The sequence below is a fragment of the Enterobacter sp. CRENT-193 genome (assembly GCF_002787395.1).
Classification (GTDB): domain Bacteria; phylum Pseudomonadota; class Gammaproteobacteria; order Enterobacterales; family Enterobacteriaceae; genus Enterobacter; species Enterobacter hormaechei_C.
The window spans coordinates 1,992,902-2,018,524 of sequence record NZ_CP024812.1; the positions used below are offsets into that span (position 1 = coordinate 1,992,902).

General features: G+C 54.8%; 37 protein-coding genes. 10 read left to right on the plus strand and 27 right to left on the minus strand.

Features of this window, described 5'->3' with window-relative positions; all coding sequences use genetic code 11:
- The first annotated feature begins 20 nt into the window (after window positions 1–20).
- The 6 genes from rpsP (at window position 21) to CU081_RS09825 (ending at window position 3,960) form a co-directional block, all read left to right on the plus strand.
- A complete protein-coding gene (rpsP, locus tag CU081_RS09800; protein ID WP_003863133.1) occupies window positions 21–269 on the plus strand; it encodes a 30S ribosomal protein S16 in 249 nt (82 codons plus the stop codon).
- 15 nt (window positions 270–284) lie between these two features.
- Window positions 285–824 carry a ribosome maturation factor RimM gene (rimM, locus tag CU081_RS09805; RefSeq protein WP_003863136.1) on the plus strand — a complete coding sequence of 180 codons (540 nt, stop codon included), beginning with the start codon at window positions 285–287 and terminating at the stop codon, window positions 822–824.
- 31 nt (window positions 825–855) lie between these two features.
- The gene (gene trmD, locus CU081_RS09810) at window positions 856–1,623 is read left to right on the plus strand and encodes a tRNA (guanosine(37)-N1)-methyltransferase TrmD (protein ID WP_003863138.1); all 768 of its coding nucleotides are present in this window, start codon (window positions 856–858) and stop codon (window positions 1,621–1,623) included.
- A gap of 43 nt (window positions 1,624–1,666) precedes the next feature.
- A complete protein-coding gene (rplS, locus tag CU081_RS09815) occupies window positions 1,667–2,014 on the plus strand; it encodes a 50S ribosomal protein L19 (protein ID WP_002914145.1) in 348 nt (115 codons plus the stop codon).
- Between the two features lie 132 nt (window positions 2,015–2,146).
- Window positions 2,147–2,551, plus strand: coding sequence for a DUF2946 domain-containing protein (locus CU081_RS09820; protein WP_003863141.1), 405 nt, complete (start codon window positions 2,147–2,149; stop codon window positions 2,549–2,551).
- A 38-nt stretch (window positions 2,552–2,589) separates the two neighbouring features.
- Entirely contained in the window at window positions 2,590–3,960 is a 1,371-nt protein-coding gene (locus tag CU081_RS09825) for a PepSY-associated TM helix domain-containing protein (protein ID WP_058647360.1), read from the plus strand.
- 2 nt (window positions 3,961–3,962) lie between these two features.
- On the opposite strand, the gene CU081_RS09830 is transcribed toward CU081_RS09825, so the two are convergent.
- The 4 genes from CU081_RS09830 to CU081_RS09845 all read right to left on the minus strand — a co-directional run bounded on the left by CU081_RS09830 (window position 3,963) and on the right by CU081_RS09845 (window position 6,738).
- Window positions 3,963–4,448 carry an OmpA family protein gene (locus tag CU081_RS09830; protein WP_003863144.1) on the minus strand — a complete coding sequence of 162 codons (486 nt, stop codon included), beginning with the start codon at window positions 4,446–4,448 and terminating at the stop codon, window positions 3,963–3,965.
- Window positions 4,449–4,460: 12 nt separating this feature from the next.
- Window positions 4,461–5,681 (minus strand): diguanylate cyclase DgcN, encoded by a 1,221-nt coding sequence (dgcN, locus tag CU081_RS09835; protein WP_003863147.1) that lies wholly within the window; start codon window positions 5,679–5,681, stop codon window positions 4,461–4,463.
- Window positions 5,674–6,210, minus strand: coding sequence for a YfiR family protein (locus tag CU081_RS09840; protein WP_003863149.1), 537 nt, complete (start codon window positions 6,208–6,210; stop codon window positions 5,674–5,676). Before CU081_RS09840 ends, dgcN begins: the two co-directional genes overlap by 8 nt.
- Before the next feature lie 153 nt (window positions 6,211–6,363).
- On the minus strand, window positions 6,364–6,738 hold the full coding sequence (locus tag CU081_RS09845; protein WP_003863151.1) for a DUF2799 domain-containing protein: 375 nt from the start codon (window positions 6,736–6,738) through the stop codon (window positions 6,364–6,366).
- A gap of 212 nt (window positions 6,739–6,950) precedes the next feature.
- Between CU081_RS09845 and aroF the strand changes: the two genes are divergently transcribed.
- The 3 genes from aroF to CU081_RS09860 all read left to right on the plus strand — a co-directional run bounded on the left by aroF (window position 6,951) and on the right by CU081_RS09860 (window position 9,744).
- Window positions 6,951–8,021, plus strand: a complete 1,071-nt coding sequence (gene aroF, locus CU081_RS09850) for a 3-deoxy-7-phosphoheptulonate synthase AroF (protein ID WP_003863153.1) — start codon at window positions 6,951–6,953, stop codon at window positions 8,019–8,021.
- A 10-nt stretch (window positions 8,022–8,031) separates the two neighbouring features.
- Window positions 8,032–9,153 (plus strand): bifunctional chorismate mutase/prephenate dehydrogenase, encoded by a 1,122-nt coding sequence (gene tyrA / locus CU081_RS09855; protein WP_003863156.1) that lies wholly within the window; start codon window positions 8,032–8,034, stop codon window positions 9,151–9,153.
- 84 nt (window positions 9,154–9,237) lie between these two features.
- The gene (locus CU081_RS09860; RefSeq protein ID WP_232623488.1) at window positions 9,238–9,744 is read left to right on the plus strand and encodes a hypothetical protein; all 507 of its coding nucleotides are present in this window, start codon (window positions 9,238–9,240) and stop codon (window positions 9,742–9,744) included.
- A 45-nt stretch (window positions 9,745–9,789) separates the two neighbouring features.
- On the opposite strand, the gene CU081_RS09865 is transcribed toward CU081_RS09860, so the two are convergent.
- The 8 genes from CU081_RS09865 to CU081_RS09900 all read right to left on the minus strand — a co-directional run bounded on the left by CU081_RS09865 (window position 9,790) and on the right by CU081_RS09900 (window position 16,429).
- Window positions 9,790–10,011, minus strand: coding sequence for a DNA-binding transcriptional regulator (locus tag CU081_RS09865; protein ID WP_023323577.1), 222 nt, complete (start codon window positions 10,009–10,011; stop codon window positions 9,790–9,792).
- Window positions 10,012–10,087: 76 nt separating this feature from the next.
- Complete coding sequence (locus CU081_RS09870) at window positions 10,088–11,257, minus strand: phage late control D family protein (protein WP_023323578.1); 1,170 nt, start codon at window positions 11,255–11,257, stop codon at window positions 10,088–10,090.
- On the minus strand, window positions 11,254–11,718 hold the full coding sequence (locus CU081_RS09875; protein ID WP_023323579.1) for a phage tail protein: 465 nt from the start codon (window positions 11,716–11,718) through the stop codon (window positions 11,254–11,256). The genes CU081_RS09870 and CU081_RS09875 overlap by 4 nt, the downstream gene beginning before the upstream one ends.
- Window positions 11,719–11,728: 10 nt before the next feature.
- Complete coding sequence (locus CU081_RS09880; protein ID WP_044704185.1) at window positions 11,729–14,179, minus strand: phage tail tape measure protein; 2,451 nt, start codon at window positions 14,177–14,179, stop codon at window positions 11,729–11,731.
- Window positions 14,169–14,291, minus strand: a complete 123-nt coding sequence (locus CU081_RS09885; RefSeq protein ID WP_017382998.1) for a GpE family phage tail protein — start codon at window positions 14,289–14,291, stop codon at window positions 14,169–14,171. Before CU081_RS09885 ends, CU081_RS09880 begins: the two co-directional genes overlap by 11 nt.
- A gap of 32 nt (window positions 14,292–14,323) precedes the next feature.
- Entirely contained in the window at window positions 14,324–14,647 is a 324-nt protein-coding gene (locus CU081_RS09890; protein ID WP_032618991.1) for a phage tail assembly protein, read from the minus strand.
- A 57-nt stretch (window positions 14,648–14,704) separates the two neighbouring features.
- A complete protein-coding gene (locus CU081_RS09895) occupies window positions 14,705–15,223 on the minus strand; it encodes a phage major tail tube protein (protein WP_023295232.1) in 519 nt (172 codons plus the stop codon).
- Between the two features lie 12 nt (window positions 15,224–15,235).
- A complete protein-coding gene (locus tag CU081_RS09900; protein WP_044704184.1) occupies window positions 15,236–16,429 on the minus strand; it encodes a phage tail sheath protein in 1,194 nt (397 codons plus the stop codon).
- 228 nt (window positions 16,430–16,657) lie between these two features.
- On the opposite strand from CU081_RS09900, the gene CU081_RS26730 reads away from it, so the two are divergent.
- Entirely contained in the window at window positions 16,658–16,780 is a 123-nt protein-coding gene (locus CU081_RS26730; RefSeq protein ID WP_255248574.1) for a hypothetical protein, read from the plus strand.
- A 119-nt stretch (window positions 16,781–16,899) separates the two neighbouring features.
- Here the strand turns inward: CU081_RS26730 and CU081_RS09905 are convergent, their stop codons facing one another.
- The 15 genes from CU081_RS09905 to CU081_RS09975 all read right to left on the minus strand — a co-directional run bounded on the left by CU081_RS09905 (window position 16,900) and on the right by CU081_RS09975 (window position 25,549).
- Window positions 16,900–17,352: a tail fiber assembly protein gene (locus CU081_RS09905; RefSeq protein WP_044704182.1), complete on the minus strand. Its 453-nt coding sequence runs from the start codon at window positions 17,350–17,352 to the stop codon at window positions 16,900–16,902.
- Window position 17,353: 1 nt separating this feature from the next.
- Window positions 17,354–19,783: a phage tail-collar fiber domain-containing protein gene (locus tag CU081_RS09910; RefSeq protein ID WP_044704181.1), complete on the minus strand. Its 2,430-nt coding sequence runs from the start codon at window positions 19,781–19,783 to the stop codon at window positions 17,354–17,356.
- Between the two features lie 11 nt (window positions 19,784–19,794).
- Window positions 19,795–20,325: a phage tail protein I gene (locus CU081_RS09915; protein ID WP_044704180.1), complete on the minus strand. Its 531-nt coding sequence runs from the start codon at window positions 20,323–20,325 to the stop codon at window positions 19,795–19,797.
- On the minus strand, window positions 20,318–21,226 hold the full coding sequence (locus CU081_RS09920; RefSeq protein WP_032618987.1) for a baseplate assembly protein: 909 nt from the start codon (window positions 21,224–21,226) through the stop codon (window positions 20,318–20,320). Before CU081_RS09920 ends, CU081_RS09915 begins: the two co-directional genes overlap by 8 nt.
- 5 nt (window positions 21,227–21,231) lie before the next feature.
- Window positions 21,232–21,582, minus strand: coding sequence for a GPW/gp25 family protein (locus CU081_RS09925; protein ID WP_044704178.1), 351 nt, complete (start codon window positions 21,580–21,582; stop codon window positions 21,232–21,234).
- A complete protein-coding gene (locus CU081_RS09930; RefSeq protein WP_044704177.1) occupies window positions 21,579–22,214 on the minus strand; it encodes a phage baseplate assembly protein V in 636 nt (211 codons plus the stop codon). Before CU081_RS09930 ends, CU081_RS09925 begins: the two co-directional genes overlap by 4 nt.
- Before the next feature lie 68 nt (window positions 22,215–22,282).
- Window positions 22,283–22,732, minus strand: a complete 450-nt coding sequence (locus CU081_RS09935) for a phage virion morphogenesis protein (protein ID WP_100185462.1) — start codon at window positions 22,730–22,732, stop codon at window positions 22,283–22,285.
- Window positions 22,725–23,192 (minus strand): phage tail protein, encoded by a 468-nt coding sequence (locus CU081_RS09940; RefSeq protein WP_058675207.1) that lies wholly within the window; start codon window positions 23,190–23,192, stop codon window positions 22,725–22,727. The genes CU081_RS09935 and CU081_RS09940 overlap by 8 nt, the downstream gene beginning before the upstream one ends.
- Complete coding sequence (gene lysC, locus CU081_RS26485) at window positions 23,155–23,400, minus strand: Rz1-like lysis system protein LysC (protein ID WP_072163360.1); 246 nt, start codon at window positions 23,398–23,400, stop codon at window positions 23,155–23,157. The genes CU081_RS09940 and lysC overlap by 38 nt, the downstream gene beginning before the upstream one ends.
- Window positions 23,288–23,704, minus strand: coding sequence for an Rz-like lysis system protein LysB (lysB, locus tag CU081_RS09950; RefSeq protein WP_039269012.1), 417 nt, complete (start codon window positions 23,702–23,704; stop codon window positions 23,288–23,290). Before lysB ends, lysC begins: the two co-directional genes overlap by 113 nt.
- On the minus strand, window positions 23,704–24,135 hold the full coding sequence (locus CU081_RS09955; RefSeq protein WP_063132907.1) for a DNZ54_00345 family protein: 432 nt from the start codon (window positions 24,133–24,135) through the stop codon (window positions 23,704–23,706). Before CU081_RS09955 ends, lysB begins: the two co-directional genes overlap by 1 nt.
- On the minus strand, window positions 24,132–24,644 hold the full coding sequence (locus CU081_RS09960; protein WP_023295248.1) for a lysozyme: 513 nt from the start codon (window positions 24,642–24,644) through the stop codon (window positions 24,132–24,134). Before CU081_RS09960 ends, CU081_RS09955 begins: the two co-directional genes overlap by 4 nt.
- Window positions 24,628–24,849: a hypothetical protein gene (locus CU081_RS09965; RefSeq protein ID WP_014170137.1), complete on the minus strand. Its 222-nt coding sequence runs from the start codon at window positions 24,847–24,849 to the stop codon at window positions 24,628–24,630. Before CU081_RS09965 ends, CU081_RS09960 begins: the two co-directional genes overlap by 17 nt.
- Window positions 24,840–25,043, minus strand: coding sequence for a tail protein X (locus CU081_RS09970; protein WP_017382979.1), 204 nt, complete (start codon window positions 25,041–25,043; stop codon window positions 24,840–24,842). Before CU081_RS09970 ends, CU081_RS09965 begins: the two co-directional genes overlap by 10 nt.
- Entirely contained in the window at window positions 25,043–25,549 is a 507-nt protein-coding gene (locus CU081_RS09975; protein WP_032609900.1) for a head completion/stabilization protein, read from the minus strand. Before CU081_RS09975 ends, CU081_RS09970 begins: the two co-directional genes overlap by 1 nt.
- Window positions 25,550–25,623: the final 74 nt, after the last annotated feature.

A 25,623-nucleotide genomic window follows, 5' to 3' on the forward strand; every position in this document is an offset into this window, starting at 1 on the left:
TATTCACACAAGAGGATGTTATGGTAACTATTCGTTTAGCACGTCACGGCGCTAAAAAGCGTCCGTTCTACCAGGTTGTTGTGACTGACAGCCGTAATGCACGCAACGGTCGCTTCATCGAGCGCGTTGGTTTCTTCAACCCACTGGCCGCTGGCGCAGAAGAAGAAACCCGTCTGGATCTGGATCGTATCGCTCACTGGGTTGGCCAGGGCGCTACTGTTTCCGATCGCGTTGCTACGCTGATCAAAGCAGCAAATAAAGCAGCTTAATCTGTCACGGTGGTCATGATGAGCAATAAAGCACCTGTTGAACCGATCGTATTGGGAAAAATGGGTTCTTGCTACGGTATCCGTGGTTGGCTCAGAGTGTTTTCCTCCACTGAAGACGCTGATAGCATTTTTGATTACCAGCCCTGGTTTATCCAGAAAGCCGGTAAGTGGGAAGAGGTCGAGCTGGAAAGCTGGCGTCACCACAATCAGGACATCATCATCAAGCTGAAAGGCATTGACGATCGTGATGCCGCGAATGCGCTGACTAATTGTGAGATTGTCGTGGATTCGTCGCAGTTGCCGCAGCTGGAAGAGGGTGACTACTACTGGAAAGACCTTATGGGTTGCCAGGTAGTGACCACTGAAGGCTACAGCCTGGGGAAAGTCATCGACATGATGGAAACCGGGTCAAATGACGTTCTCGTCATTAAGGCAAACCTGAAAGATGCATTTGGCATCAAGGAGCGGTTGGTTCCGTTCCTCGATGGACAGGTTATCAAGAAAGTCGATCTCACTACTCAAACCATTGAAGTAGATTGGGATCCTGGTTTTTAAATTCTCCGGATAAACGGTAAAAGACGGCGCTATGTGGATTGGCATAATTAGCCTGTTTCCTGAAATGTTCCGCGCGATTACCGATTACGGGGTAACTGGCCGGGCAGTAAAGAATGGCCTGCTGAGCATCCAGAGCTGGAGTCCTCGTGACTTCACGCACGACCGGCACCGTACCGTGGACGATCGTCCTTACGGCGGCGGACCGGGGATGTTGATGATGGTGCAACCCTTACGGGACGCCATTCACACAGCAAAAGCCGCGGCAGGTGAAGGCGCGAAGGTGATTTATCTGTCACCTCAGGGACGCAAGCTTGATCAAGCGGGCGTGAGCGAACTGGCGACGAATCAAAAACTGATTCTGGTCTGTGGTCGCTACGAAGGAATAGATGAGCGCGTAATTCAAACCGAGATTGACGAAGAATGGTCTATCGGCGATTACGTTCTCAGCGGTGGTGAGTTACCGGCAATGACGCTGATTGACTCCGTCGCCCGGTTTATTCCGGGGGTTCTGGGCCATGAAGCTTCGGCAACGGAAGATTCCTTTGCCGATGGGTTGCTGGACTGTCCACACTATACTCGTCCTGAAGTGTTAGAAGGGATGGAAGTCCCGGCAGTGTTACTGTCTGGAAACCATGCCGAGATACGTCGCTGGCGTTTGAAGCAGTCGCTGGGCCGAACCTGGCTTAGAAGACCTGAACTTCTGGAAAACCTGGCTCTGACTGAAGAGCAAGCAAAGTTGCTGGCCGAGTTCAAAACTGAACACGCGCACCAGCAGCATGAACATGATGGGAAAGCGTAATACGCTCCCGAATATCAGTTTACCCAGGATAAGAGATTAAATTATGAGCAACATTATTAAGCAACTTGAACAAGAGCAGATGAAGCAGGACGTACCTTCCTTCCGTCCAGGTGACACCGTGGAAGTGAAAGTATGGGTTGTTGAAGGTTCCAAAAAACGTCTGCAGGCATTCGAGGGCGTGGTTATCGCTATTCGTAACCGCGGTCTGCACTCTGCATTCACTGTTCGTAAAATTTCCAACGGCGAAGGCGTTGAGCGTGTCTTCCAGACTCACTCTCCGGTAGTTGACAGCATTGCTGTTAAACGTCGTGGTGCTGTACGTAAAGCTAAACTGTACTACCTGCGTGAGCGTACTGGTAAGTCTGCTCGTATTAAAGAGCGTCTGAACTAAGATTCGCTTAAGCGACATCCTGTTAGAAAGGGCTGGCCGAAAGGCTGGCCCTTTTTTTATCCCATCGCACCTCTCGCGTTAACCCTTCCGTCATAAATCATTTACAATGTTCGCCTCTTGGGTGGAGGGTAAGTGGATAACGTACTGCATCAGCATAGCTGGAAACGCGCAGCGGCATTGACCGCGCTGTTTGCGATCCTGCTGATCGTCGTGGCGCCGCTGATCTCCGTCTCGCTGCAAAAAGATCCCATGAGCGCCATGCCGGGCATGCACCACGACATGAGCATGATGTCGGTGGACGAGCATCATGGTGATATGACGCATTCTATGCCAGTTGACCATGCTGAAGCATGCGGCTACTGCGTGCTGTTAGCGCATGTTCCGGGCGTGATGCTGGCGCTTATCGTTCTGCTCAGCGTGGTGTTGCAGCGGCTGCGCGTGAAGCCGCCTCGTCAGGCGGTCAGCCACTGGCACTTTTTCCCCTGGCTTTACCCCGATACCCGCGCGCCGCCGCGTCGGTCTGCTTTCTCCCTTTAAAACAAAATCACTCACTTTTTGCCTTAAAAAGGAAAAGTATGACTACCTGCACTCCGCGCGCGGCATGGGGAAACCTGCTGCGTCGCCTCCATTTCTATATCGGGCTGTTTGTCGGTCCGTTTATCTTCTTCGCAGCGCTGACCGGTACGCTGTATGTCGCCACGCCGCAGCTTGAAAATGCGCTGTACCATTATGCACTCCACACGGACGCCGTTGGTGAGGCGCAGCCTCTTGCTAAACAAATTGCCGTGGCAGAAAAGGCCGTGGGTTCAGCGCTGCGTTTACACGCTGTTCGTCCGGGGCTGGAAGAGGGTGAAACGACCCGCGTGATGTTTGCCGACCCGGCGCTGGGTCCCTCCGAGCATCGGGCTATTTTTATTGATCCCGCCAGCCTTGAGGTTCGAGGGGATATGACTGTGTACGGCACCAGCGGGATTTTACCGCTGCGTCAGACTATCGATTATCTGCATACCTCGCTGATGCTGGGCAACATCGGGCGCCTCTATAGCGAGTTAGCCGCCTCGTGGATGTGGGTTGCTGCCCTGGGCGGGATCGCGCTGTGGTTCTACACCCGACCGAAGCGCCGTATTAACAATCGTTTCCAGAATCGTCGTCTCCTGCATGTGATCTTAGGCTGGACGTTACTGACGGGAATGCTGCTGTTCTCAGTCACCGGGTTAACCTGGTCACAATGGGCCGGTGGCAACGTCGATAAGCTGCGTGCAGAGATGAACTGGCTGACGCCGCAGGTAAATACCACCCTTTCCGGTGCGCCGGAAATGAGGGATGAACACGCCGAACATCGTGGTCATCACGGGGGAATGACGATGCCTGAAATGCCTGTTGAACTGTCGCTTTTTGACAGCGTATTGCAGGCCGCCCGCCAGTCAGGAATTGATGCGAAAAAGGTTGAGATCCGCCCGGCAAGCAGGGACGACCAGGCCTGGACGGTGACGGAAATCGATCGCCGCTGGCCGACGCAGGTTGATGCCGTTGCCGTGGATCCCCACTCACTGAAGGTGCTGGACAGCACTCGCTTCGGGGATTTCCCGCTGATGGCTAAACTCACCCGCTGGGGCGTGGATTTCCATATGGGGATCCTGTTTGGTCTGGCAAATCAGCTGCTGCTCATCGCGTTTGGCGTTGCGCTGTGCGTGTTGATTATCTGGGGATACCGGATGTGGTGGATGCGTCGCCCTGCAACGTCAGCCGCGAACCCGGTACAGACGCTCTGTCAAAGCTGGCTGGCATTGCCGCTGTGGGGAAGGGGAGTGACGTTCCTGATAAGCCTCCTGCTGGGGCTGGCGTTGCCAGTAATGGGCGTCAGTCTGGTGGTCTTTATTGTGATTGACTGGCTGCGCTGGCGAGCGGTTTCAGGCGTGTCGCTCGCCGGAACATCCGTTAAATAGCCTTAAGGCGTGCTGATGACTACCGCAACCCGGCGGTTTTCAGCGCGCCCCTGTGCAGTGCGGTTGCTGCTGACAGGGTATTTTTTGCCTAAGCCCCGCGTGGTGAGGTTGCTGCGCGGGATGTTCGCGCCCTTCGCCCAGGCATCCGCCACAACATTGGCACGTTTTAACGAAAGCGCTTCGTTGTAGCTCTCTTCGCCATAGTTATCCGTATGGCCATCCATCCGGGCGTGGTTCAGGCCGGTTGCCGCCAGGCGTGAGGCCATAGTCTGGATCTGCGTTTCACTTTCCGGGCGCAGCCTGGCGTCATTTTTATCAAACAGGATCTTATCTGACAGGCCCAGAGACCAGTCGCCATTCAGTTCGTTAAAGCCATAGGATTTCATGGCCGCGATTTGCTCTGGCGTGAATTTCCCTTCAGGGGATGACTGGCATCCGGACATTGCCAGTGATGCCAGTAACAACGGCGCAAAATATCGCTTTAACATATCGTCTTCCTTTCAGGATATTGTTTTCGAACGCTGGTTTTTGACCAGATACATATTGCGATCGGCTTGCTCCAGTAAGGCCTCAACGGAGGCATTTTCCCATGCCAGAGCAAAGCCAATGCTGAGTGACATTGATGCTGTGTGCCCGTTATGCAGATCAAACGGACGGATAAATTGCTGCGACAGCGCAGCGCAAATATATTCGACCTCACGCGCGGTGTGGACACCGTAAAGGATCATGGCAAATTCGTCGCCGCCAAGACGGTAAGACTGATGACGTTTTTCGCCAAATTCGACCATCCTTTTTGCGGCTTCGATCAGAACGCAGTCACCCGCGGCATGACCCCAGGTGTCATTGATAAACTTGAAGTTATCACCGTCCAGAAATAGCAGGGCGGAATTGGTTTTTGCCGAAGCGTCATTCATTAATGCTGCAATGTTGTTGCGAAACGCGGCGCGGTTTGCAAGCCCCGTGAGCGGATCGTGCATGGCGGTACGCAACAGTTGAGCGTTTTTCGCCTGTAGTTTGAGCTGCCACTCTTCCATTTCATCCAGCAGGCTGTTGAAGTCTTCTCCAAACTGGTGGAACTCTTCAATGCGGCCTTCCGTTACCCGGCGAGAAAAGTTGCGGTTGGTGCGAACGTCATGCACAACGTCAGTGATGTTTTGCATTTCAACAACCATGCCATGATGTAGCGAGCGGGTGATGGTCAATGCGACGGCAGAAGCAAAAAGAATGCACCCGGTGAGGACTGCAAACGAGAGCCAGATAAAGTGGCTAATCAGGCTGTCGCGTGCGGTCAGACGAATTTCGCCAATCACATTGCCGTTATGTATGATGGGCTGTGCGACAGGAACAGGGAACAGCCACCGGTTGACCAGCGCGCCCAGCGTGTCGGTATTATCCGCCGGGTTCCACGACCACCAGGCAAACCGTTTATGATGTGCATTAAGCACTTCCGCCACGGCAAACTGCCCCTGCTTGCCGAGGGTCGCCAGCGTTTCATTTGCTGCCACGGCATCGTTGAACACCAGAGAGGCTTCAAGGCTGTGGCTCATGGTGGCGCCGGTAAGTTCGAGGTTTTTTTGCGCGTATTGCTTTAATGTCACCACGGAAGCGAAACACAGCAGCAACCATATAAACGTCATCGTTATAATGACGCTTATCATGCTGATTCGCCGCAACGTTCTTTTAAACGTCGGACGCGGTGTTGGTACGACTTCCTTATTCATGCTTCTTATTCCGTGCGAGCATTAATACATCCGGATTGACTCTTACGCCACTGCGCGCCAGCGCATCCAGATTTACGGAAAACCTGACCTGGTTGTGCTCTATTATCAGACAAAATGCGCTGCCAATAACGCATTCAGGATTTTGTTCTGACATTAATAGCAACGCCTGGCCCTGATATTGATTTATTATTTCCTGTTGTTTTGCTGGCGACTCGCTCCCGAAATAGAGGGCATCGCACCTTGCTGTGAGTGCTTCCCGATCGCTATGCACAATGACAGGACTATAGGGCAACGGGTTGTGTTCATCTTCACTGCTGAGCGCCTGTCTGTAATGGGAAGAGGCATAAATACAGAGCTTAGGCTGGCCAGACAGTGCTGGCCATCGGGTGTAGCTCACAATACCAGAAACAATCGAACGTACTGATTTATCCGTTTCAGTGAACGAGCCTGCCTTTGCAGGGGCCACTAAAATGAACAGCATTAGCGCCAGGGGGAGTCGGAGCAAAGCGATCAAGATTGCATTTCTCATCAGAATCCGCCAAACCGCCCCGGAAATAGATGTCCTTAAGAATTGTCGGCAGAATACCATTGTTTATCAAAGCCGTCATTATGTCAGAAATATCCCTGTTTTGACCTAAGCTAAATCTTACAGTGAGCTATATTCAGAGGAATTCAGGCAGGCTCAATTAAGCCTGCTGGAACGCATACTTTCATCCAATCCTTGTTGCCAGGATTCATGCAGTTTTACTGCATTTTCAGTTGTATCGCAGCTGGCAGGAAATGATTTTCCCGCTAATCCCCAGGCGTGAATAAAGCCCTCTTCGCATATTTTTTTCTGTCCGTCAGCGTAGCCACGAAGATATTCCCCTCGATCAACCTGAGGGTCATTAAAACTATCGGCCAGCGCCTGGTTATCTTTAACCGGAACACCATTCATAGCGTCTTCTTTACCGGCAGTGAACCAGTCCGGGCTGGTCCAGCCAGGCTGAAAAGTATAAGGATTGATCTGGCAACCCGACAAAATCAGCGACAACAACATGAGAGTAATTGAACGCATGGCTATTCTCCTTTTTGTGAGCATAGCCTGGCTTACAAGTGTGCGTGTGTAATTTTAAATTTACGGTTTTAGGCCATGAATTTTGCAATTAAAGGACTTCTGTAAAGTAATGTGTACGTATTTTGGATTGAAATCTTTACTTGATGTGATATCGTTGTGTCACCTCTTCGAGGAAAACCACTATCGCAAACGAGTTTGACAGGATCGCAATCATGCAAAAAGACGCGCTGAACAACGTACATATCACTGACGAACAGGTGTTAATCACCCCGGATCAACTGAAGGCGGAATTCCCGCTGAGCGTCGCGCAGGAAGCTCAGATTGAGCACTCGCGCCAGACCATTTCTGACATTATCGCAGGCCGCGATCCGCGCCTGCTGGTGGTATGTGGTCCTTGCTCCATTCACGATCCTGAAACCGCCATTGAGTACGCTCGTCGATTTAAAGCATTAGCGGAGGAGGTCAGCGATAGCCTCTATCTGGTGATGCGCGTCTATTTTGAAAAGCCACGTACTACGGTTGGCTGGAAAGGGTTGATTAACGATCCGCACATGGATGGCTCGTTTGATGTGGAAGCGGGCCTGAAGATTGCGCGTCGCCTGCTGGTGGAGCTGGTCAGCATGGGGCTGCCGCTGGCAACCGAAGCGCTGGATCCGAACAGCCCGCAGTACCTCGGCGATCTGTTTAGCTGGTCTGCGATTGGGGCGCGCACCACCGAGTCGCAAACCCACCGCGAGATGGCGTCTGGCCTGTCTATGCCGGTTGGTTTTAAAAACGGTACCGACGGCAGCCTGGCTACGGCGATTAACGCCATGCGCGCCGCCGCCATGCCCCATCGTTTTGTCGGGATCAACCAGGCGGGCCAGGTATGCCTGCTGCAAACGCAGGGCAACCCGGACGGGCATGTGATCCTGCGCGGCGGTAAAGCGCCAAATTACAGCCCGGCGGATGTTGCGCAGTGTAAAAAAGAGATGGAACAGGCGGGACTGCGTCCGGCGCTGATGGTAGATTGCAGTCATGGTAATTCGAATAAAGATTACCGTCGCCAGCCTGCGGTTGCAGAATCTGTGATTGCACAGATTAAAGATGGTAACCGTTCAATTATCGGCCTGATGATTGAAAGTAATATTCATGAAGGCAATCAGTCATCGGAACAGCCGCGTAGCGCGATGAAGCCCGGCGTCTCCGTCACGGATGCCTGCATCAGCTGGGAAACCACTGATGCGCTACTGCGTGAGATCCACAAAGATTTGAACGGCCAGCTGGCGACGCGTCTGGCATAAGAGGATAGTTATGGTTGCTGAATTGACCGCATTACGCGATCAAATTGATGAAGTGGATAAGGCGTTGCTGGACCTGCTGGCGCGCCGCATGGCACTGGTTGCTGAGGTCGGCGAAGTTAAAAGCAAATACGGCCTGCCAATTTACGTTCCGGAGCGTGAGGCCTCTATGCTCGCCTCCCGCCGTAAAGAGGCACAGGCGCTGGGCGTTTCACCGGACTTAATTGAAGATGTCCTGCGTCGTGTGATGCGGGAATCCTATTCCAGCGAAAACGACAAGGGCTTCAAAACCCTCTGTCCGTCGCTGCGTCCGGTGGTGATTGTCGGTGGCGGCGGCCAGATGGGGCGTCTGTTTGAAAAAATGCTGACGCTTTCTGGCTATCAGGTGCGCATCCTGGAAAAAGATGACTGGCCGCATGCACCGGAACTCATGAAGGATGCCGGAATGGTTATCGTCAGCGTACCGATTCATGTGACGGAGCAGATTATCGCGAAACTTCCTCCGCTGCCGGAAGATTGCATTCTGGTGGATCTGGCGTCCGTTAAAAATGGTCCTCTACAGGCAATGCTGGCGGCGCACACCGGGCCCGTGCTTGGGTTACACCCGATGTTTGGCCCGGACAGCGGCAGCCTGGCGAAGCAGGTAGTGGTTTACTGCGACGGTCGTCAGCCGGAAGCGTATCAGTGGTTCCTGGAACAGATTCAGGTCTGGGGGGCACGTTTGCACCGTATCAGTGCGGTTGAGCATGACCAGAACATGGCGTTTATTCAGGCGCTGCGCCACTTTGCAACCTTCGCCTATGGTCTGCACCTGGCGGAAGAGAACGTTCAGCTTGAACAATTGCTGGCGCTTTCCTCGCCAATCTATCGTCTGGAGCTGGCGATGGTCGGGCGACTGTTTGCCCAGGATCCACAGCTTTACGCCGACATCATCATGTCGTCTGAAAATAACCTGGCGCTGATCAAGCGCTACTATCAGCGTTTTGGCGAAGCGATCACCTTGCTGGAACACGGCGATAAACAAGCGTTTATCGACAGTTTCCGTAAAGTGGAGCACTGGTTCGGTGATTACGCCACGCGATTCCAGAGTGAAAGCCGCACGCTGTTGCGCCAGGCAAATGACAGTCGCCAGTAATCTAATGATGTATATACTGAAAGCCAGCATTGCTGGTTTAATTTTAGACACAAAAGACTGAAACAAAAGGATTTGTTTCTGACGATGTCCACACGTCGTCCACACATCGAAAAAAGCCCTGCCATGTGCGGGGCTTTACTTTTTGTTTTAAGCGGTGCAAGAATAAGTCTCAACAATATGTTTAATAAGGAAATTAATTTGAAACCCTTCAAAACGGTAGTTTTGTTAGCCCTTACCCTGACTTCCTTCACCGCACTAGCAAATGATACTTCTACCTTGAAAAAGTCCCTTAAGCCATGGCAACCCGTAGAGGTCTCGAAAAGTGGCGACACATTGACGGTTGTTTTAAATGAGAACCAGATAACATCTGATGTGTATGAAACTGTTATCAGCTCAGGAGCCTGTATGGATATTTGGACAAAAGACGTCCCTAAAAAATATCTTCAAACGGTTAAGGAGCTTCGTATTCTCAATAAGCATAAAGCTCAGGGCTATGTTTTGGAGAAACCGCTTAACACCTGTAATGAAATGGGTAAAGAGCAACCCGAAAGAGCCAAAGTTATAATGCTTGCAAACACTCATCTTTTTTGACTAATCGCATATAAAAAACCCCGCATCTGCGGGGTTTTCTTTTGGTCACATCCAGTGGATTTGTTGCTGGCCTGACTGCGTAGGGTGCGGCGGCGCTGGTACCACTTCACCCGGCGAAACGATAAAGCGCTCGACCGTCTCAGTGGTGACGAACGTGCAACTGCAATTGATGTTTGTGCACTGATGATACCGCTCTTTTGTCGTATCGGAGAAATAGCGACTTGTGCGAGCGTGGGCGGCGTAATGGCATTTAGGGCAGTGGAACATGGCGAACACCTCAGAGCGTTATTGATGAACCAATTTTAACCATTAAATCCTTATACATCAAATACATAAAATTCATTTATTGCGTTAATTCTTCGCTTTCATACTCTACATCCGAAACCTTAACCTCAAGCTCTAAGCCCGTCGTGTAGCCGTTCCCGTTAAGGTAGTGCACCACCCGGCTGATTATCCAAGCCTGCTCGTCTATAACGCGCTTAAAGCCTTTCACCGCGATTGGCGTTTCAGGAAATAAATCTGCCCGACCAATAGCCAGCGAGATTGAAAACTCCGCCACTCCGCGCTGTAACTTGTCCCACTTAGCCTGAGCGGCGCGCATGGCCTGCGCTTTTGTCGCGTAGATGGTCGTCAGCTCCAGCACGTTCTCAGACTCACCGACCATATACTCGCCCTCGCGCGCCTCCTGCTCTTTTTTGGCTCTGGCCTTTGACGTGGTTTTTGTCGCTTTTGGATGTTGCAGCGCGCGCAGGTGCTGCTCCTTCGGCTTGCGCTTGAGCTTCACCTTTTGCTTTTGCGGCTTCGGGTCTTTTGTGTGCAGCCATTTCGCCGTTACGCCGGTGTAGGCTTCGCGGTCAGCAATCGCAAACTGATGACGGTCGCCGTCGCCGCGTTCGATGGTCATTTGCGGGATGGGCTTGCCACTGGCCGTCCTGCCGGTACCGGCTTTCAGGAACAGCAGTTTCCCCGCTTTCACCGACACTGATGCACCGTTACGGTCAGCCAGGCGGGACAGAAACACCGCGTCGGATTCCTGCGCCTGGTCAATATGAGGCACGGGGATCGCTTTCAGCGTGTCAGCCACGCTGGCCGTGAGTTTGTTACGCGCTGCGATGGTCTCAACAATGACACCGAGCGTGGTGTCATGCCATGACTGTTCCCGGCGGGAGTTCAGCGTGCCGCGAAAATCAGCGCTGCGCCCCCTGATGGTCAGCGTATCAGGCGCGCCACGGTGCTCGATTTCGTCGACCGTGAAACTGCCCTTATTCAGCAAGGCTGAGCCCTGCCAGCCCAGCCACAGCGTCAGTTTTGCACCGCGCGGCGGCAGCTCGACAAGCCCGTCGGTGTCGTCGAGCTCGATGTCGAGTTGGTCAGCCTCGAATCCGCGATTGTCCGTCATGGTCAGACTGATTAGCCGGTCGCTGAAATTCTGCGTGATATCATCGCCATCAAGCGTGAGCATAAACGCCGGAGCAATCTGCGCCCCGGCCTGAACATTCAGACCCGTAATCATCCCGCCAGCCCTCCAATCCAGTTACCGGCAGATGTCACCAGATTGTCGGCCTGCGTTTTCAGGTCTCCATAAATGGCCGCGAGCGAGTCATCGACCCGTTTCAGCGAGAGGCTAAACTCAATTTTTCTGGCCGCGCCGTCGCTGAATAATTCGGTGTGCGTGTGGGTCACTTTTTCGATGACATACATACCGTGGATCATGCCCGTCCCGTCAATCAGCGGCCACGCTCTGCCCTCGTCGGCCATCAGTTCGATGGCCGTCAGCGACAGGCGTCCGCCGGTGATTTCGGGGTACAGCACGCCCGAGAGCGTGCGCGAGGTTTCCCCCTCGCCGAGATACTGATAAGCAGGGGGTTTACCGATGCGGTCATTTGACGCCCATCGGTAATCCTTCGAATATTGCATGGACTGATGCGGCAGCGTGCGGCGTTCAAACACAAATAAACCCAGTACCATTAACATGTTTTAGCCCTCATCCGTCATGGCGCATACTTGAGCGCTGGCGTGCTCTTTCTTCCCGGTCGAGTTTTTCGACTGCTTCCCGGAGCTGCCGGTCGAGGTCAGTTCCCGGCGCAACGCCACCCGACAGAGTAATGTTGTATTCACGCTTGCTCTGGTCGACATAGGACCGGCCAGCAGGCGCCGTCACTGGCTGGTACATCTGATAACCGCCATAAACGGACGTCTGCGGAATATAAGACCCGTTTTGCGTACCGGCTGCGGCACTGGCTTTAGCGGCAGTCTGGTCGAGGCCGTCCGACTCTTTTTTGATAACCCCGAGCTTTTCCAGTAGCCAGCCGACTTTGCCGCTCAGGCTGTTAAAGACGTTCAGGGGAGCCGTTAACGCATCGGCCAGCGCTTTGCCAAATGCCACGCCGACATTTTTGCAGCGGTCCAGCGTTTCCTGCGTTGCCTTGACCGGTGCTATCAGGTCAGTGAACCACTGCCAGACCCCGCGCAATTTCTCGATGATGGAATCAAACACCGGCGTCAGCGGCCAGAAGATTTCCGCCACCGGCGCAAATGCCGCTTTAAGCCCCTCCACCACGCCCGAAAAGAATGCGCTGATGGGCTCCCAGTATTTACGAATCAGGAGCGCCCCGGCCACCACCGCACCGGCGACCGCGACCACCGGCAGACTGATTGCACCGACAGCAGTCACTATTGCGCCACCGGCAACGGTAAAGACCGTTCCCAGCAGACCTGCGGCGGCGATAATGGCGTTAATCCCCATCACCACCGGCCACGCAATCAGGCCAATCCCGCCAATCACACCAATCAGCGCCAGTGCGCCACCGGCTACAACACCGATAGTGGTCGCCAGTGATTTATTGCGGGTGATCCAGCCATCGAGTTTCAAAACATATCGCGTGGCCGTCTGCGTCAATTTGCGCAGAGCGTCGTTTTGCTGGTCAAACAGGTCAGTTCCCACGGCCTCATAAGCAGACTGAAACTCTTTAAAGTCGCCGCCGAGATTGTCCTGCATGATTTTGACCAGCTCCTCGGTTTTACCGTCCGAGGCTTTAAACGCTGCGGTGAGTTTGTCGAGCTTGCCGGTTGACGCTGCGGTCATCAGCACCGCTGCCGCCGAGCTGGCCTCTTCACCGAAGATGGCTTTCATGTACTCGCCGCGCTGGCTGGTACCGAGATTGTTTTTCTCAAAACTGCGCTGCATTTCCTTCAGGATGGAAAATATCGGGCGCGTGTTTCCTCTGGCGTCAGAGGTTTTGACACCGAGCTCTTTGATGGCCTCAAAGGCTTTACCGGTCGGAGCCTGTAGGCGGCTCAGGATTGCACGGCTACCCGTTCCCGCCATCGAGCCGGTAATTTTCGCATCGTGCAACGCACCGACCATCGCGGCGGTTTGCTCGATACTGACCCCGGCATTTCTCGCCACCGGCGCGGCATAGGTCAGCGCATCACTCAGCCCGTCAAAGTCGGCGGCGGTTTTGTTCATCGTCATCGACAACACGTCGCCAATGTGCGCGATCTGGTCGTTGGAAAGCTGGAACGCAGATTTCATCCCTGTCAGCAGGGCGGCGTTTTCCTCCATCGAGCGCTGATTCGACAGCGCCATATTCAGCGTGACCGGCGTCGCCGCCTGAATGGCATCAGCATCCCCGCCACTTTTGGCGATGATGATTTGTGCACTCGCTGCATCGTCCGCAGATGCGGCGGTATTGTCACCGAGCTGTCTGGCCTGTTTGCGTAACGCCTCCATTTCGGGCGACTGTTTGTCGACCCCGAGCACGGCTTGCAGCTCAGAGTTTTTCTGTGCAAACGAATAGCCAGGCATCAGCAGTTTTACACCGGCCATGGTGCCAGCCGTGGCAATTCCGACACCGGCAGCACCAGCCGCCGCCGCACTACCCGCGAGGGATTTACCGGACTGATACCGCTCTTTAACCCGGCTTAGCTTTGCCTGTTGCTGGCTGACCCGCGCCAGCGCCTCACGTTGCCGGTTAAGCTGGGCGGTCGTCTCACTGATGCTGGTTTTAAGGCGACGCTCGTCAGCCGACAGCGTTCGGGTATTAATCCCGGCCTGAGCAAGCTCGGTGCGCTGGCGCTGTACCGACTGCCTGAGCCCGTTATATTTGAGTTGCAGGTCAGCAGCGGATTTTTTTGCCGCCTCCATCGCGCGCGCCTGCGCTTTGGTGGGGTTTTCCGTGTTTTTAAACTGGACGGCCAGCGCTGCGGCCTCCTGTTTCGCTTTGTTAAGCGACTGACCGGTCACGGCAAGCTGTGCGCTCGCTTTCCTGAATCCGTCAATTCGGGACGCCTGCGCGTTAAGGTCGCGCAGGGTCGTCTGTGAGTTGCGGATATCGCCAGCGAGGGATTTGCTGGCGTTCTGGATAGCTTTTAGCGGTCGGCTTGCCCGGTCTACTGCGTTAAGCAGCACCTCGATTCTGACGTTATTGCTCATAGTGGTTTCCGCTTCGCTGTAGCGCCTTGTCGCGCCATGTGAGGAGCTCGGTCACGCTAAGGGAATACAGCTCTGATGGCGGCCAGTGAAAAATCACCGCGATATCCGCCATCAGGTCATCGACCGAAAGTTTTGCGGGGAACGTCAGCGAGCCGAAGATGGCGACAAAAAACCAATCACCTCAGCGGCGAACTGCATCAGGTCTGAGGCATCCAGACGGGCAATTTCATGCTCGGTGAGTGCCGGGTAGGTCATACGCGGCAGCACCTTAATCAGCGCGTCAACGTCAGAGTTTGCCAGCGAGGCCAGCGACACCCCGCGCAGGGTTCCCGCGTTAGGTTTTGAAACCGTCACCTCTCCGATTTTTTGCTCACCGCGCATGAGGGGGTTATCGAGGGTCACGACGTGTGGCTTTTTGGTTTCGGTGACTTCAATTTCTGTAACGCCGGTTTCGATGTTGTTTTCCATGATATTGCTCTCGTCAAAGTTAAGTGACCGGCCAGCCTGACTGACCGGTTAAGGGGGTTACAGGCCAATGGCCTTGCGATGCTCTGCCAGACGGTCGACGCCGTCGACTTTCAGCACCATGTTGATGACGTCAATCTCGATGACTTCCCTGCCGTCAATCGTGAGCTGGTAGTACGCGCATTCGGTCGAGATTTTGGTCGTGCCGCTTTCGCCCTGTTTGTTTTCGCCGCCGTCGTACTCTTTGTGACGGCCACGCATGACCACCTCAACGGCAGAAATCGCGCCAGTGTCATCGCGCTGGTATGAGCCAGTAAAGCGTAACGGTACGCTGTCCGCGCCCGGTGAGGCGTACTGCGCCCACAGCTCGACGTCAGGCAGACCGCCGAGCGTCCACTCGCACGACAGCGCATCGTCATCGAGACCGAGGTCAATCGACACCGAGCCCGGCATCCCGCCGCCGCGGTATTTCTCAAGCTTACGGGTCAGCTTTGGCAGGGTGACGGATTCAACAACGCCCATGTAGCTCAGGCCATCGTTGAACATGTTCAGGTATTTCAGTTTGCGTGGTAATGCCATGCTCAGAGCTCCTTAGCTGTTGACCGACTCTGACAGGTTCGCCAGATAGGTATCAGTGATGCGCTGGCGCAGGGTCAGGTTTTCCAGCGGCGGGACGGGGGTGTAGTCGTAATCGATATACAGTTTCCCCACTTTGAGCGTTTCCACGCTATTTGACTCCGGGTCGTACCAGCAGGAGCCGTCAACGATATAGCCGTTGTTTTTCAGCTCGCGGAATTTCGCATTGATACCGGCGACGATGTCGCGGATAAGCGTTGCGGTGACGGGTTTATCAATCGCCCAGGCGTGCGCCTCCGCCATCGTGTCGGCCAGCACCTGCGCCGTGCGGGTGTAGTTTTCAAAGAGGAATAACGGATCGTCGGAGCAGGTACGGTTGCCCCAGAATTTAAAGCCGTCGTTACGGATTAGCGTGGTGACACCAGCCTGATTCAACAGGTTCGCGTCGGTGGCCTTCTCCTGCAAGTCCCACGAGACCGAGGCACTGACGCCGGTGACGCCATTCACGCCAACGTTAGACAGCGTTTTGTGCCAGCCCGTTTCCTGGTCGATTTTGGCACGCAGGCCGAGCGCGCGGGCGGTCGCCCATGCAATATCGGTCTGATTCGCCGTGGTGTCCCATGCCAGAAAATCAGGGTGAATGACCATCAGCTCACGCTGGCTGAAATTCTCACGGTAGGCGATAGCTTCGGAAATGGTCTTGCAGCCCCACGCGCTGATATAGCCAAACGCGCGCAGGCTCTGACAGGTCGCCGCGAGCGCGGTCGCCACTTCCAGAGAATCCAGCCCCGGCACGCCGAGAATGCGCGGCTTGACGCCGGTGACGGTTTTGGCGGTCAGCAGCGCTTTCAGTCCGGTGTATTGGCCGTTTTCGTCGGTCGTGCCGATGATGTTGGAAATGGTTTCTTTCTGCGCCGCTTCCGGGTCGTCCGGGTCTTCAATACCTTCGGCAACGCGCACAACCACAACGACCGGCTTGCACTGGTCGGCAATGGCTTGCAGGGATTTTGACAGGGTGCCGAGCTTACCGGCTTTACCGATAGCGTTTTGCACGCTGGTAATCAGCACCGGCTCATTTAGCGGAAATGTTGAATCGTCAGCATCATTGGCCGTGCAGACCATGCCAATGATGGCTGTGGAAACGGTGGAAATGGTGCGCGTGCCATCGTTAATCTCGATGACCTCGACGCCGTGATGATAGTCGCTCATCCGTTTAACTCCGTGGTTAAGGGGTGCGACTATTTTCTGTTGTGTGCGGGACGTGAGAAACGAAAGGCCGTTGGGGGAGTGACAGCACAACGCGCAGTGACCGGTTGCCGTGTGAGGAAAGCGTCATTGATCGTTATCAGCGATCAATCACGGTAAATTGATCGCTGATAACCATTATCAATGAATGGGTATTGTCGCTATCGTTTCGGCATTAACGAGGAAGCGATAATGACGATTTTACTCTGGGTTGTTGGTGGTCTGGCTGCATGGTGGCTCTTTGGCTTTTGCTGGCTCAGACTGTTTGCCGGTGACGAAACAGAAAAAGACTATGAAGAATGCCCCTATGACTAAACCCGCTTAACGCGGGTTTTTTATTACTCTGTTAATGCGTATTCCGACGCAAACCGATCACCCATTCCCGGGATCGCCGATTCCGATGGATGGCCAGATTTGGCCGGAACAAATCGGAATCAGTGGCCGGATTCGTCGGAATATGCAGTTAACGGTGATTCAGGCCATTCAGTTTCGTCGGGCTTACCGGTATCTACCCGGTTAAGTAAAACCCGGTATGTTTTCCACGCCGACAGGCTCGCCATTTCCTCCTCTGTCGCCATCGACAAATCGACCGCATCCTGCAATGGGGCTATGGCCTGAGCTGCAACAGACAAGAGCTGCGCCTTTAATGACTCAGCTTTTTCAATAGCTTCCTCACGGGTCGGCGGTTCGATATCGACCCATTCCATGCATTCTGATTCAGTATTGTACTGAGGCGCTTTCCGGTCAGGTGAAACCATAAAGGCTTCATATTCGGCATCGGTTATTGTCATCAGGTCTGACGGAACGGGAATACCCTGTTCTTCATAGGTTCTGACAGTTTCCTCAAGGTAAAAGCTTTTATCTGTATTGCTGAAATATTTCTTCATATCAATATCCCGACACGATAAGTGAAAATGTTCCGTTACAGTTTCGGGTCTGGATTTTCACCTGATTTTTATTGACCGGCGTGCACATATAATATGAGTCGGAGTTGTTGCCACCCGAACCGTAAAAGCTGAGCCCTGTACCGAGAATGCCGTTAGGGAAAGATGTTGGCAGTGTCACAGTTACGGTAGCATTATTACCGACAGCAATATTTCTTACTGCCTGCATGAATACAGCGCCATTACCATGCGTGTAGTAAGCGCTGTTATTACCTGTCGTCGTTTTACCGACTCCGTAACGCGCATCCGACTCCGCTTTGGTATAAGCCTGACCCGCCGGGGTGTAATTGCCTTTTGGCTGGAAACGTCCGTCACTCTCCGCTTTGGTGTAAGCCTGACCCGCCGGGGTGTAATTGCCTTTTGGCTGGAAACGCCCGTCACTCTCCGCTTTGGTGTAAGCGCCCGTTCTAGGCATATATCCCGCATCGGATTGCGTTTTGGTGTAATAGCGGTTATCAAAATTGGCATAGCTTCCCGGATTCACCTGTCCCGGCGCGTTGAAGTTTCCTTTAGTGTCCCATTTAAAATTAATATCCTGTGCGCCACTGCCTTTCATATGCAGATGCCATGAAAGTTCATCACCAGCAACCAGAGACCCCATCGAAAATGCCCAGGAGTTTTTACTCACAATGGTCGCTTGTTGTTTGATTACCGGATGGTATTCACTCGTGGCGGTAGTTGAATACGCATTGAAAAATGGCGCTTTCGCTTTGTACTGTTCAGCCCAGGCAAATGGACCGCTATAACCCGCAACCATTCCTTTGCCTGCGGTAATTTCTTCGCTCGCAGTGATTGTGTTGTATACCGACAGCGGCGTTCCTGACTGAAGCGCGCCTGTGGTGAGATTCACATACAACGGGCGGAGTGAGTTGTAACTTCCCAGCGAATCACCAGCGTTCGTTAACATCAAATAAAGACTTGAGCCATCATTTCGCCAGAATGCGCCAAAATTACCATAGGCGATACGCAGGCCGTTCGCAGCTCTTGAAACAATTTCACCATGAGCAGAAATTGTGCCTCTGACTTCTGCTGCACCATTAAAATTAAAAGATATGGAACCATTTACATTACGTTGTGAATAAAAGTGGTATCCAGTAGCGTCTTTAAATTCTAATACTGTTGGTCGGTCAACATTACCCCAAAGGTTAATAGCCCCTGCAAGGGATGAAGTGTTCGAGGAATAGATAGATAAAAGACGCGAATCCCCCGCTGATATCTGACCTTTTGAATACAGATTTCCCGTCACCGTTCCGCCGGTTACTGGTAACGCCCCAATATCAGCCGGTGTAGGCTTGTTCGCCGCATCATATTGTTTTGTCCAGGCTGACCACGTCCCGCTGTAAAGCGTGCGAATGTACGAGCGGGAGCTGTTGTAAACCCGGTAAATCTGCGTGATACCGGCATGCTTATAGACTTCCAGCGAACCGGCGTTAGCCTCTGGATAGTTCCTGCCTGTTTGTGCCTGCGCGTTCGCTGGCTGGTAATACAGCCCCGGCGTGGTGTAGGCGTTCAGGTCGGCAGCGTTGCCAATGCCAACAGTCTGACCGTTGAAAATATCCTGCGCCGTAATGTTGATATCGGATGACAGCGCCCGACCGTTTACCTTGCGCCCTGACGGCACGCGCCCGTTAGCGTTGTCATTCGCGGCCTTAACGGCTTTCGGCGTTGCCGCCAGCGCCTCAGACGTGCTGTCGGTTGCGCTACTGAGCTTGACGATACCCTTTTGCGCCGTGGTCGCGTCCTGAGCCGTATATTTCCCTTTCGCAAGGTCATATGCTGCCTTAACCGCTTTCGGCGTCGCTGCGACGCTCTCAGACGCGCTGTCGGTCGCACTGCTTAGCTGAGTGAAACCCTTAGCGGTGAGCGTGGCGTCAGGATGGCGGCGGGACTGCTCATGCTCAGCGAGCTTGTCGTCGACGTAGTCCTGTGTTGCCATCACCATTGAGGTGTCGATGGTCAGCTCGACTGACTCGATGTCGCTCACCATAATAACCATGCGCACGGTCTGCGCGCGGCCAGAGCCCTCCGCCAGCGCTGGCTTGTAGCTTTCGGCCATATTGCCGACCGCAATCAGCGTGCCGGTGTCGTCATAGAGCCCGAGCTCGCGCATCCAGAAACCGCCGGTCTCAGGCGGGATGAGCAGCTCCGCCACGACATAATTTTTATTTTTCCTGTCCTGGCTGATTTTGTTCAGCGCGTGACGCCAGACCTCTTTGACCAGCTTTGTCTGGTTCGGATCAGGCACCGGCAGCGTACCGCCGCCGTCACCGACGGCCATCGCCGTAAAATTCACCTTTTTCCCGTTCGGGACGGTCGCCGCCGCGAGTTTTTCGGCACCGGCTTTGGTGATGACCGTTTTATATTTCACTGTCATTGTGCTCTCACTTATCCGGGGTAAACCGTGATGATGTCGCCGTCATAGCTCAGGGCGCCGGTGTACAGATAGCCGGGAATGTCCTGAATAATATTGAGGCCGATAAGATGGCGGCTGGCTGGCTTTGCATCGGCAATAAGCCGCTCCATTTCGTAATACATTTCCTCGGTGATGCCGGTCTCCAGCACACCGATATCGAGGCGAAACGTGCCGGGCGGGTCGTTTGTCTGCCACCACTCAGACACGTTTATCAGGTAGCCGAGCGGCTCCACCACGCGGCGCACTGCCCCAATCGTTCCTTTGTGTGCGTGGATATACCAGGCGCTGCGGATCACATCCCGTTTGGTGGCCTCCGGCCAGTTCTCATCCCAGCGGTCAACGGAAAACGCCCACGCCAGCCACGGCAGGAGGTTTGCCGGGCAGTCGTCCGGGCTCCAGAGTCGGCGCAGGGGGACAGGGGTATTCTCGATTTCAGCGCAGGCACGCGCCGCCGCCACCTCAAGTGACGAGGAGCCCACCGGCAACAGTCGGGTGTCATTCATCATTGCCCCCTATGGTGACGCTGTACTCGCTGCACCATGACGCCTGCGTGTCATCGAGCACAATGTCGGCCACCGGCGCGGCCAGCTCGACACGCTGCACGCCCTCGACGTGGAGCGCCGCATAGATGGCCGACTTTCGGATGTCACGCCCGAGCCGGTGCTGCGCGGTGATATACGCCTGTAACTTTGCTTTTGCCGCACTGAGCACCGGCTCACTTTCGGGGCCGGGGTAAAGGTAAAGCGATGCAGTGATTTTGTAGTCGACGATTTTCGCTGACTGCACGGTCACGCGGTCGGCAACCGGCCGGACGTCCTCGTCGTTCAGCGCATCGCGCACGATGGCGAGCAGCTCGTCAGAGGCCACGCCGTTATTTTCACGCGACAGCACAGACACGGTCACACACGCAGGCTCAGGACTGATGACGGAAATATCCGCGACACGCCCGTCGGCACTGCGGCCATGAAACTGATATGCGCCGGTTGAGCCTGCGGTACTTAGCCCCTCGGGGGCTTGCTGGATACGCAGGCGATAGTCAGTATCCGATTCCATCACGGCTGGCGTGGGGGGAAATGTCGTGTCGTCTGGCGGGGTTATGACAAGTCGCGGAACATTGGAATTAGCCCCAATCTGGTCGAGATCGCTTCCGGCAGCGTAAGCCAGCATGACCGCACGCGCGGCCTCGTTGACGCGCTGCCGCCAGATAACTTCCCGATAGGCGTTTTCCTCCAGCAGCTTAACAATCGGCTCGGATTCGAGGGTCAGCGTGCGCGCCACTGCCTCCTGTTGTTCCTCCGGGTATAACGAGACGAGCGTCGCCTTGCGCTCCGCGAGGATGGTCTCATAGTCCAGCACTTCCACGACATCAGGCGCGGCGAGCTGGTTAAGGTCAACAATTGCCATAGCGTTTAACTCAGTGGAATGGTGAGGGAAAAGGGCTGGCCGTTAGCCGAGCGCGTGCCGGTGATATCGACATACAGCCCGCCGTCGGTCTCCGACTGCTCAAAGGTGATGGTTGTCAGGCTGACGCGCGGCTCCCACTTCTGGATCGCGGAATAGCACGCGGCCATAATCTGCAATCGCAGTGCCGGTGTCTGCGGCTGGTCAATCAGTGCCGACAGAAGCGAGCCGTATTCACGGCGCATGACGCGCGAGCCAACCGGCGTGACGAGAATGTCGCGCACGCTTTGCCTGATATGCTCCACCTCAGAGATACTGAGGCCGGTCTGGCTGTTCATTCCCAGATAACGCACTGTCATATCGGTGCCCCCGTTGTCCCGCCACTGTCGCCCGGGTGTTTATGGAGGTGCAGCACTTTCCCATTTGACGACAGTGACCCGCCGGTATGCTCGATATTCCCGGACATCGTCCCGCCTTTCTGCACTTCGAGCGTGCCGGTCGTCAGTTTGTTGGTACACACCACCTCGGGTGTATCGAGAGTGATACGGGTCGAGGCTCTAACCAGCACCACCGGCACGGTGGCTGTAATGGAATCCGACGCGGTGACATTGGCGGTTTTGATACCTGACACGGTGAGCGCGCCGCTTTCGGGGTCGTACTCAATGACAGCGCCATCGGGAAATGCCACATGTAACGCATCAGGTGAGGCTGACGGCGCGGGATTGTCATCTGAGAAAATGCCCGGCAGCACAAAGGCCGTATCGAGCTCACCGCCGATGGCCAGCAATAACACCTGCTCGCCAACGGATGGAGCCCACCATACGCGAGAGCGACCGGCTCGACAGGTGAGCCAGTTAAGCCAGGTGGTTTGCATGCCGCCGGTCTGGACACGACACAGCCCCTCGTCGAGGTCGACGTCGGTCACGATGCCGGTGCGGATGAGGTTGCGGATCGCGCGTGCGATTTCCTGTAGGGAATTTAAATTATTCATACGGGAAGGATGCCGCCGGGCAAGGCCAGCGGCAATTAAGGCGGGTTTTATGAGGGATGGGACAACAATCAGCGGCTAAGATGTTTGATAGTCAGCGTTTCGACGAGCTGTTTATCCGCCTGGCTAAATCCGAGTAGCTGGCGCTCTGCGTACTGCACATCCTGAGCGTGTGCGTTTGGCCGGTCTTTGAGGCCGTACTGATGGACACGCGCGATACGCTGCACTTTTCCGGTAAATTCCACCACAGCACCGTTTTCACGGCCACTGGCTTTCATGTACCGGTTAGTGCGGAGCTTCTGAAACATTGCCCGTTTAATTCGACCTTTTTTGGCTCTCAGCGGCTGGCGCTTTCGCGCCTGATACGGTGAGCCATCGGGGGCTTTTTGCTGTTTGATACGTTGCTGTTGCGCCGTTCTGAGTTGCTTCGCAATCTCACCGGCAAGCTTCCGACGCCCTGCGGGTGACAGGGCAGCAAGCATCCCCTCGAGCTTGTTATCAAAGGGTTTAAAGTCACTCATCCCACTTGCTCACAAGTTCGCCGTTGATATAGAGCTCTTTTGGACGCGTGACGGGTTCAGGCGGTGGCGGCTCCGGGGCATAGCTCACATGCAGTGAGCCGTTTTCCTCCCTGATGATGGTGCGCTCGGTGAGCTGGAGGCTGATGCTGATATCAACCGTATCACCGTCGTTTAAATCCATCTGGAAGCGGTAGCCTTTTTTATGCCCCTCATCGAGCGTGCAGATATCCGGCTGGTTTTCCCTGAGCCACGCGGCTACCGGCACGAAAATCAAATCAGGGTCGCCTACGAAATCGCACACGATCACATTCAGGGTGTAAATTTTCTCGTGGGACAGGGAGGCCGCGAGCCGTGCATCGATATTCCCCTCGTCGGCAAAAATGCGCATCATCTCGGGGTTGGTTTTAAGCTGCGGGACGGCGTCAGTTAGCGCTTTTCGCAGGCTGATTGCTTTCTTCATCGAGTTTATCCTGACAGGCTTTGACGGTTTCAATCTGTAACGCGCAGGCGGCGAGCGCGTGCTCAAGCCTGCGGATATCTGCACTCAGGTCGCCATTAGTGGCCGGGTCGCTTCCCGGCATCGGGCAATAGCTCACTTTCGGGCAGGCGCTGTAAACAATGACCGGCGGAGGCGCAACCGGCGCGGGTGTGCAGCCTGCGCACAACATCAGGCAGCTCAGCGCTGTACCAGCGGCGTAACGTTTCATTTTCATTCATCAGCCTCGTAATGGTTTCTTCCCGGCGCACGGCCATCGCACCGGCAGCAATCAGCTCACCACGTAAACTGACCTGTGCGGTTTCATTTCGCCTGGCGATTCCCTGCGAAACGGAAAGCTGATTTTTCAGCATCCCGATCACGTTTTTCTGTTCGGTCGCGACCTTATTTGCCCGGTCAAAAGAGCGCCGTAGATTACCGTTCTCATGCCTTAACCAGAGCACAGCCGCCAGCGCCAGACCTGCGGCAATCAACATCACAATGTATCTGGACACAGCCCCGCCTCCTCAATGCGCTGACGGTATGAGGTGCGCACCCCCGTAAAGGTCAGGACGCAAATCAGGTAAAGCAGCGCGGTAAAGATCCAGCCAGCACCGAGCAGACACCCAATGGTTACGACAAAAATAATAAGAGACCATGCGCGACGCGCCTTTGAGAGCTTGTTACAGAAAACAGCGCGGAAGATTTTCATAATCTCGGGTTTTACCGGAATACCTTTCCCCGCATTTCGTAGCCAGTGGTCAAAAACAGCCACACCGGCGAGACTCGCCGCAATACAGACAACACAGCCAAACAGCGCCCACGCTGCAACAAAATTAAGTGCTGCACTTTGCGGCGAAGCCAGCCCCCACAGCAGGAATACAGCCAGCAAGGCATCTAAAATCAGTGAACGTAAAAACTTTTTCATTGAGAAACTCCTTTCAGACAATAAGCACGCTCACGCGCGCGGCGATTTTCCAGCCCTTTATTGATTGAGCCATTCACATAAACCCAGCGGGTGAGCTGGTCGCACGCCTGCCACCATTGGTGACGTTTGATATACGAGACCAGCGTTGACCGGCAGGCCGCGCCGGTTCCCACGTTGAATGAGAAGCTGACCAGCGCGTCGTAAATGTGCTGCGGCATTTCTACCGGCACGCAGACTGCGAGACGCCTCTCGACGTTCATCACATCCGCGACGAGGTTCGCCGCCGCCTGACGTTCTGTGATTTCCCCTTTCGGGACGACCCCGGCAGTGTGGCCGATGCCTGACGTCCACACTCCCGCGCTGCACTGGTAAGGCGTCAGGCGACAACCTTCGAGGTCGGCAATAAGCGCCAGCCCCTCGGGCGAGGTGTTAAGCAGACGAAAGTCAGGCATCAGCGCCGCCAGCGCCAGCACTGCGGCCACACTGCAACGTTTAACGATTGATTTCACGAATAGCCCCCTTGTCGAGTCCGAGTGACGTCAGATAGAGGTACGTTTTGCGCTTAAACCAGTAGTTCGTCAGCGCGGTAAAAATGGCGCAACCGCCGCCCACGTAAAGCGCCATCTTTTCGGGCGATATTGCGCCGAGGTACGCCAGCGCGACGGCCAGCCAGTAGGCGATAAACGTGGTGATTTTCTCCATACTCAGTCCCATAGATTCACCGTTTCGGTTCTGGCTGCGCTGTCGGTCTCGGGCAGTTCAATTGCCGTGCCGTGCGGCAGGATGACGCCGAGCTCAGACAGGCCGGGATTCGCTTCTAAGACGGTTTCGACCACGCCCTCGGTGCGCCCGTAGTACCGCACACAAATCGCGTCGAGGGTGTCGCCCTGTAGCGCATACGCTTTCATCAGATTTGCCCCACAATGCAGCGCGCTTTGTCCTGGATGCGCGCCACAGACCAGCGCATATCCCGCCACATTTCATCGATAGTGCTGTCGATGCTGTCGGCCTTTTTGTCACCTCTGGCGGTCGCATCCACGCCGCGAAAACGCTCGTAAAGCGTGGCGGTCGTCATGGCACACACGGCGTTGAAGTAGTGGAAAACACGCACACTTTCGCCGTCGAGCCTGTCGGTCGGGACATCCGCCAGCGTGGCGTAACCGGCATCGAGCTGACGCTCGCGCCATTCGCCCAGCTCCGCGTTCGTCTCTGCGATGGCGGTCTTAATTGCCCGGCGCAGGCGCACAGGGGAAACGGTCTGCTCTAAACGCATTTCCTCACGCACCCGCTTCGGGTCAACATCAGGAAAAAACGGGGTGTTTTTGATTACCGGCTCGCTCACGCCCGGCGGCGGTATCACCACGCCCGGCACATCCTGCGGCTCTTTATTTTGCTCAATAATCAGCGTCGTCATGACAACCTCGGGTAATAGGTGGGCGGTGGACGCCGGTCGCAGTCAGGGCAATTGATACCCGCATTGACCGGCGT

Excerpts from the sequence above, each read along its gene's own strand:
- rplS (WP_002914145.1), top strand. The coding sequence starts at position 1,667 with ATGAGCAACATTATTAAGCAACTTGAACAAGAGCAGATGAAGCAGGAC.
- CU081_RS09865 (WP_023323577.1), bottom strand. The coding sequence starts at position 10,011 with ATGTTCCACTGCCCTAAATGCCATTACGCCGCCCACGCTCGCACAAGT.
- CU081_RS09845 (WP_003863151.1), bottom strand. The coding sequence starts at position 6,738 with ATGCGTTCAATTACTCTCATGTTGTTGTCGCTGATTTTGTCGGGTTGC.
- CU081_RS09910 (WP_044704181.1), bottom strand. The coding sequence starts at position 19,783 with ATGACAGTGAAATATAAAACGGTCATCACCAAAGCCGGTGCCGAAAAA.
- CU081_RS09890 (WP_032618991.1), bottom strand. The coding sequence starts at position 14,647 with ATGGAAAACAACATCGAAACCGGCGTTACAGAAATTGAAGTCACCGAA.
- lysC (WP_072163360.1), bottom strand. The coding sequence starts at position 23,400 with ATGTTGTGCGCAGGCTGCACACCCGCGCCGGTTGCGCCTCCGCCGGTC.
- CU081_RS09925 (WP_044704178.1), bottom strand. The coding sequence starts at position 21,582 with ATGACAGTGCGTTATCTGGGAATGAACAGCCAGACCGGCCTCAGTATC.
- CU081_RS09935 (WP_100185462.1), bottom strand. The coding sequence starts at position 22,732 with ATGAGTGACTTTAAACCCTTTGATAACAAGCTCGAGGGGATGCTTGCT.
- CU081_RS09920 (WP_032618987.1), bottom strand. The coding sequence starts at position 21,226 with ATGGCAATTGTTGACCTTAACCAGCTCGCCGCGCCTGATGTCGTGGAA.
- CU081_RS26730 (WP_255248574.1), top strand. The coding sequence starts at position 16,658 with ATGACGATTTTACTCTGGGTTGTTGGTGGTCTGGCTGCATGGTGGCTC.
- CU081_RS09870 (WP_023323578.1), bottom strand. The coding sequence starts at position 11,257 with ATGATTACGGGTCTGAATGTTCAGGCCGGGGCGCAGATTGCTCCGGCG.
- trmD (WP_003863138.1), top strand. The coding sequence starts at position 856 with ATGTGGATTGGCATAATTAGCCTGTTTCCTGAAATGTTCCGCGCGATT.
- CU081_RS09880 (WP_044704185.1), bottom strand. The coding sequence starts at position 14,179 with ATGAGCAATAACGTCAGAATCGAGGTGCTGCTTAACGCAGTAGACCGG.
- CU081_RS09930 (WP_044704177.1), bottom strand. The coding sequence starts at position 22,214 with ATGAATAATTTAAATTCCCTACAGGAAATCGCACGCGCGATCCGCAAC.
- rpsP (WP_003863133.1), top strand. The coding sequence starts at position 21 with ATGGTAACTATTCGTTTAGCACGTCACGGCGCTAAAAAGCGTCCGTTC.
- CU081_RS09955 (WP_063132907.1), bottom strand. The coding sequence starts at position 24,135 with ATGAAAAAGTTTTTACGTTCACTGATTTTAGATGCCTTGCTGGCTGTA.
- CU081_RS09895 (WP_023295232.1), bottom strand. The coding sequence starts at position 15,223 with ATGGCATTACCACGCAAACTGAAATACCTGAACATGTTCAACGATGGC.
- CU081_RS09875 (WP_023323579.1), bottom strand. The coding sequence starts at position 11,718 with ATGTTAATGGTACTGGGTTTATTTGTGTTTGAACGCCGCACGCTGCCG.
- CU081_RS09915 (WP_044704180.1), bottom strand. The coding sequence starts at position 20,325 with ATGAATGACACCCGACTGTTGCCGGTGGGCTCCTCGTCACTTGAGGTG.
- dgcN (WP_003863147.1), bottom strand. The coding sequence starts at position 5,681 with ATGAATAAGGAAGTCGTACCAACACCGCGTCCGACGTTTAAAAGAACG.
- CU081_RS09830 (WP_003863144.1), bottom strand. The coding sequence starts at position 4,448 with ATGTTAAAGCGATATTTTGCGCCGTTGTTACTGGCATCACTGGCAATG.
- lysB (WP_039269012.1), bottom strand. The coding sequence starts at position 23,704 with ATGTTGATTGCCGCAGGTCTGGCGCTGGCGGCTGTGCTCTGGTTAAGG.
- aroF (WP_003863153.1), top strand. The coding sequence starts at position 6,951 with ATGCAAAAAGACGCGCTGAACAACGTACATATCACTGACGAACAGGTG.
- tyrA (WP_003863156.1), top strand. The coding sequence starts at position 8,032 with ATGGTTGCTGAATTGACCGCATTACGCGATCAAATTGATGAAGTGGAT.
- CU081_RS09940 (WP_058675207.1), bottom strand. The coding sequence starts at position 23,192 with ATGAAGAAAGCAATCAGCCTGCGAAAAGCGCTAACTGACGCCGTCCCG.
- CU081_RS09860 (WP_232623488.1), top strand. The coding sequence starts at position 9,238 with ATGTCCACACGTCGTCCACACATCGAAAAAAGCCCTGCCATGTGCGGG.
- CU081_RS09900 (WP_044704184.1), bottom strand. The coding sequence starts at position 16,429 with ATGAGCGACTATCATCACGGCGTCGAGGTCATCGAGATTAACGATGGC.
- CU081_RS09840 (WP_003863149.1), bottom strand. The coding sequence starts at position 6,210 with ATGAGAAATGCAATCTTGATCGCTTTGCTCCGACTCCCCCTGGCGCTA.
- CU081_RS09975 (WP_032609900.1), bottom strand. The coding sequence starts at position 25,549 with ATGACGACGCTGATTATTGAGCAAAATAAAGAGCCGCAGGATGTGCCG.
- CU081_RS09970 (WP_017382979.1), bottom strand. The coding sequence starts at position 25,043 with ATGAAAGCGTATGCGCTACAGGGCGACACCCTCGACGCGATTTGTGTG.
- CU081_RS09885 (WP_017382998.1), bottom strand. The coding sequence starts at position 14,291 with ATGGCGGATATCGCGGTGATTTTTCACTGGCCGCCATCAGAGCTGTAT.
- CU081_RS09965 (WP_014170137.1), bottom strand. The coding sequence starts at position 24,849 with ATGGGACTGAGTATGGAGAAAATCACCACGTTTATCGCCTACTGGCTG.
- CU081_RS09905 (WP_044704182.1), bottom strand. The coding sequence starts at position 17,352 with ATGAAGAAATATTTCAGCAATACAGATAAAAGCTTTTACCTTGAGGAA.
- CU081_RS09825 (WP_058647360.1), top strand. The coding sequence starts at position 2,590 with ATGACTACCTGCACTCCGCGCGCGGCATGGGGAAACCTGCTGCGTCGC.
- rimM (WP_003863136.1), top strand. The coding sequence starts at position 285 with ATGATGAGCAATAAAGCACCTGTTGAACCGATCGTATTGGGAAAAATG.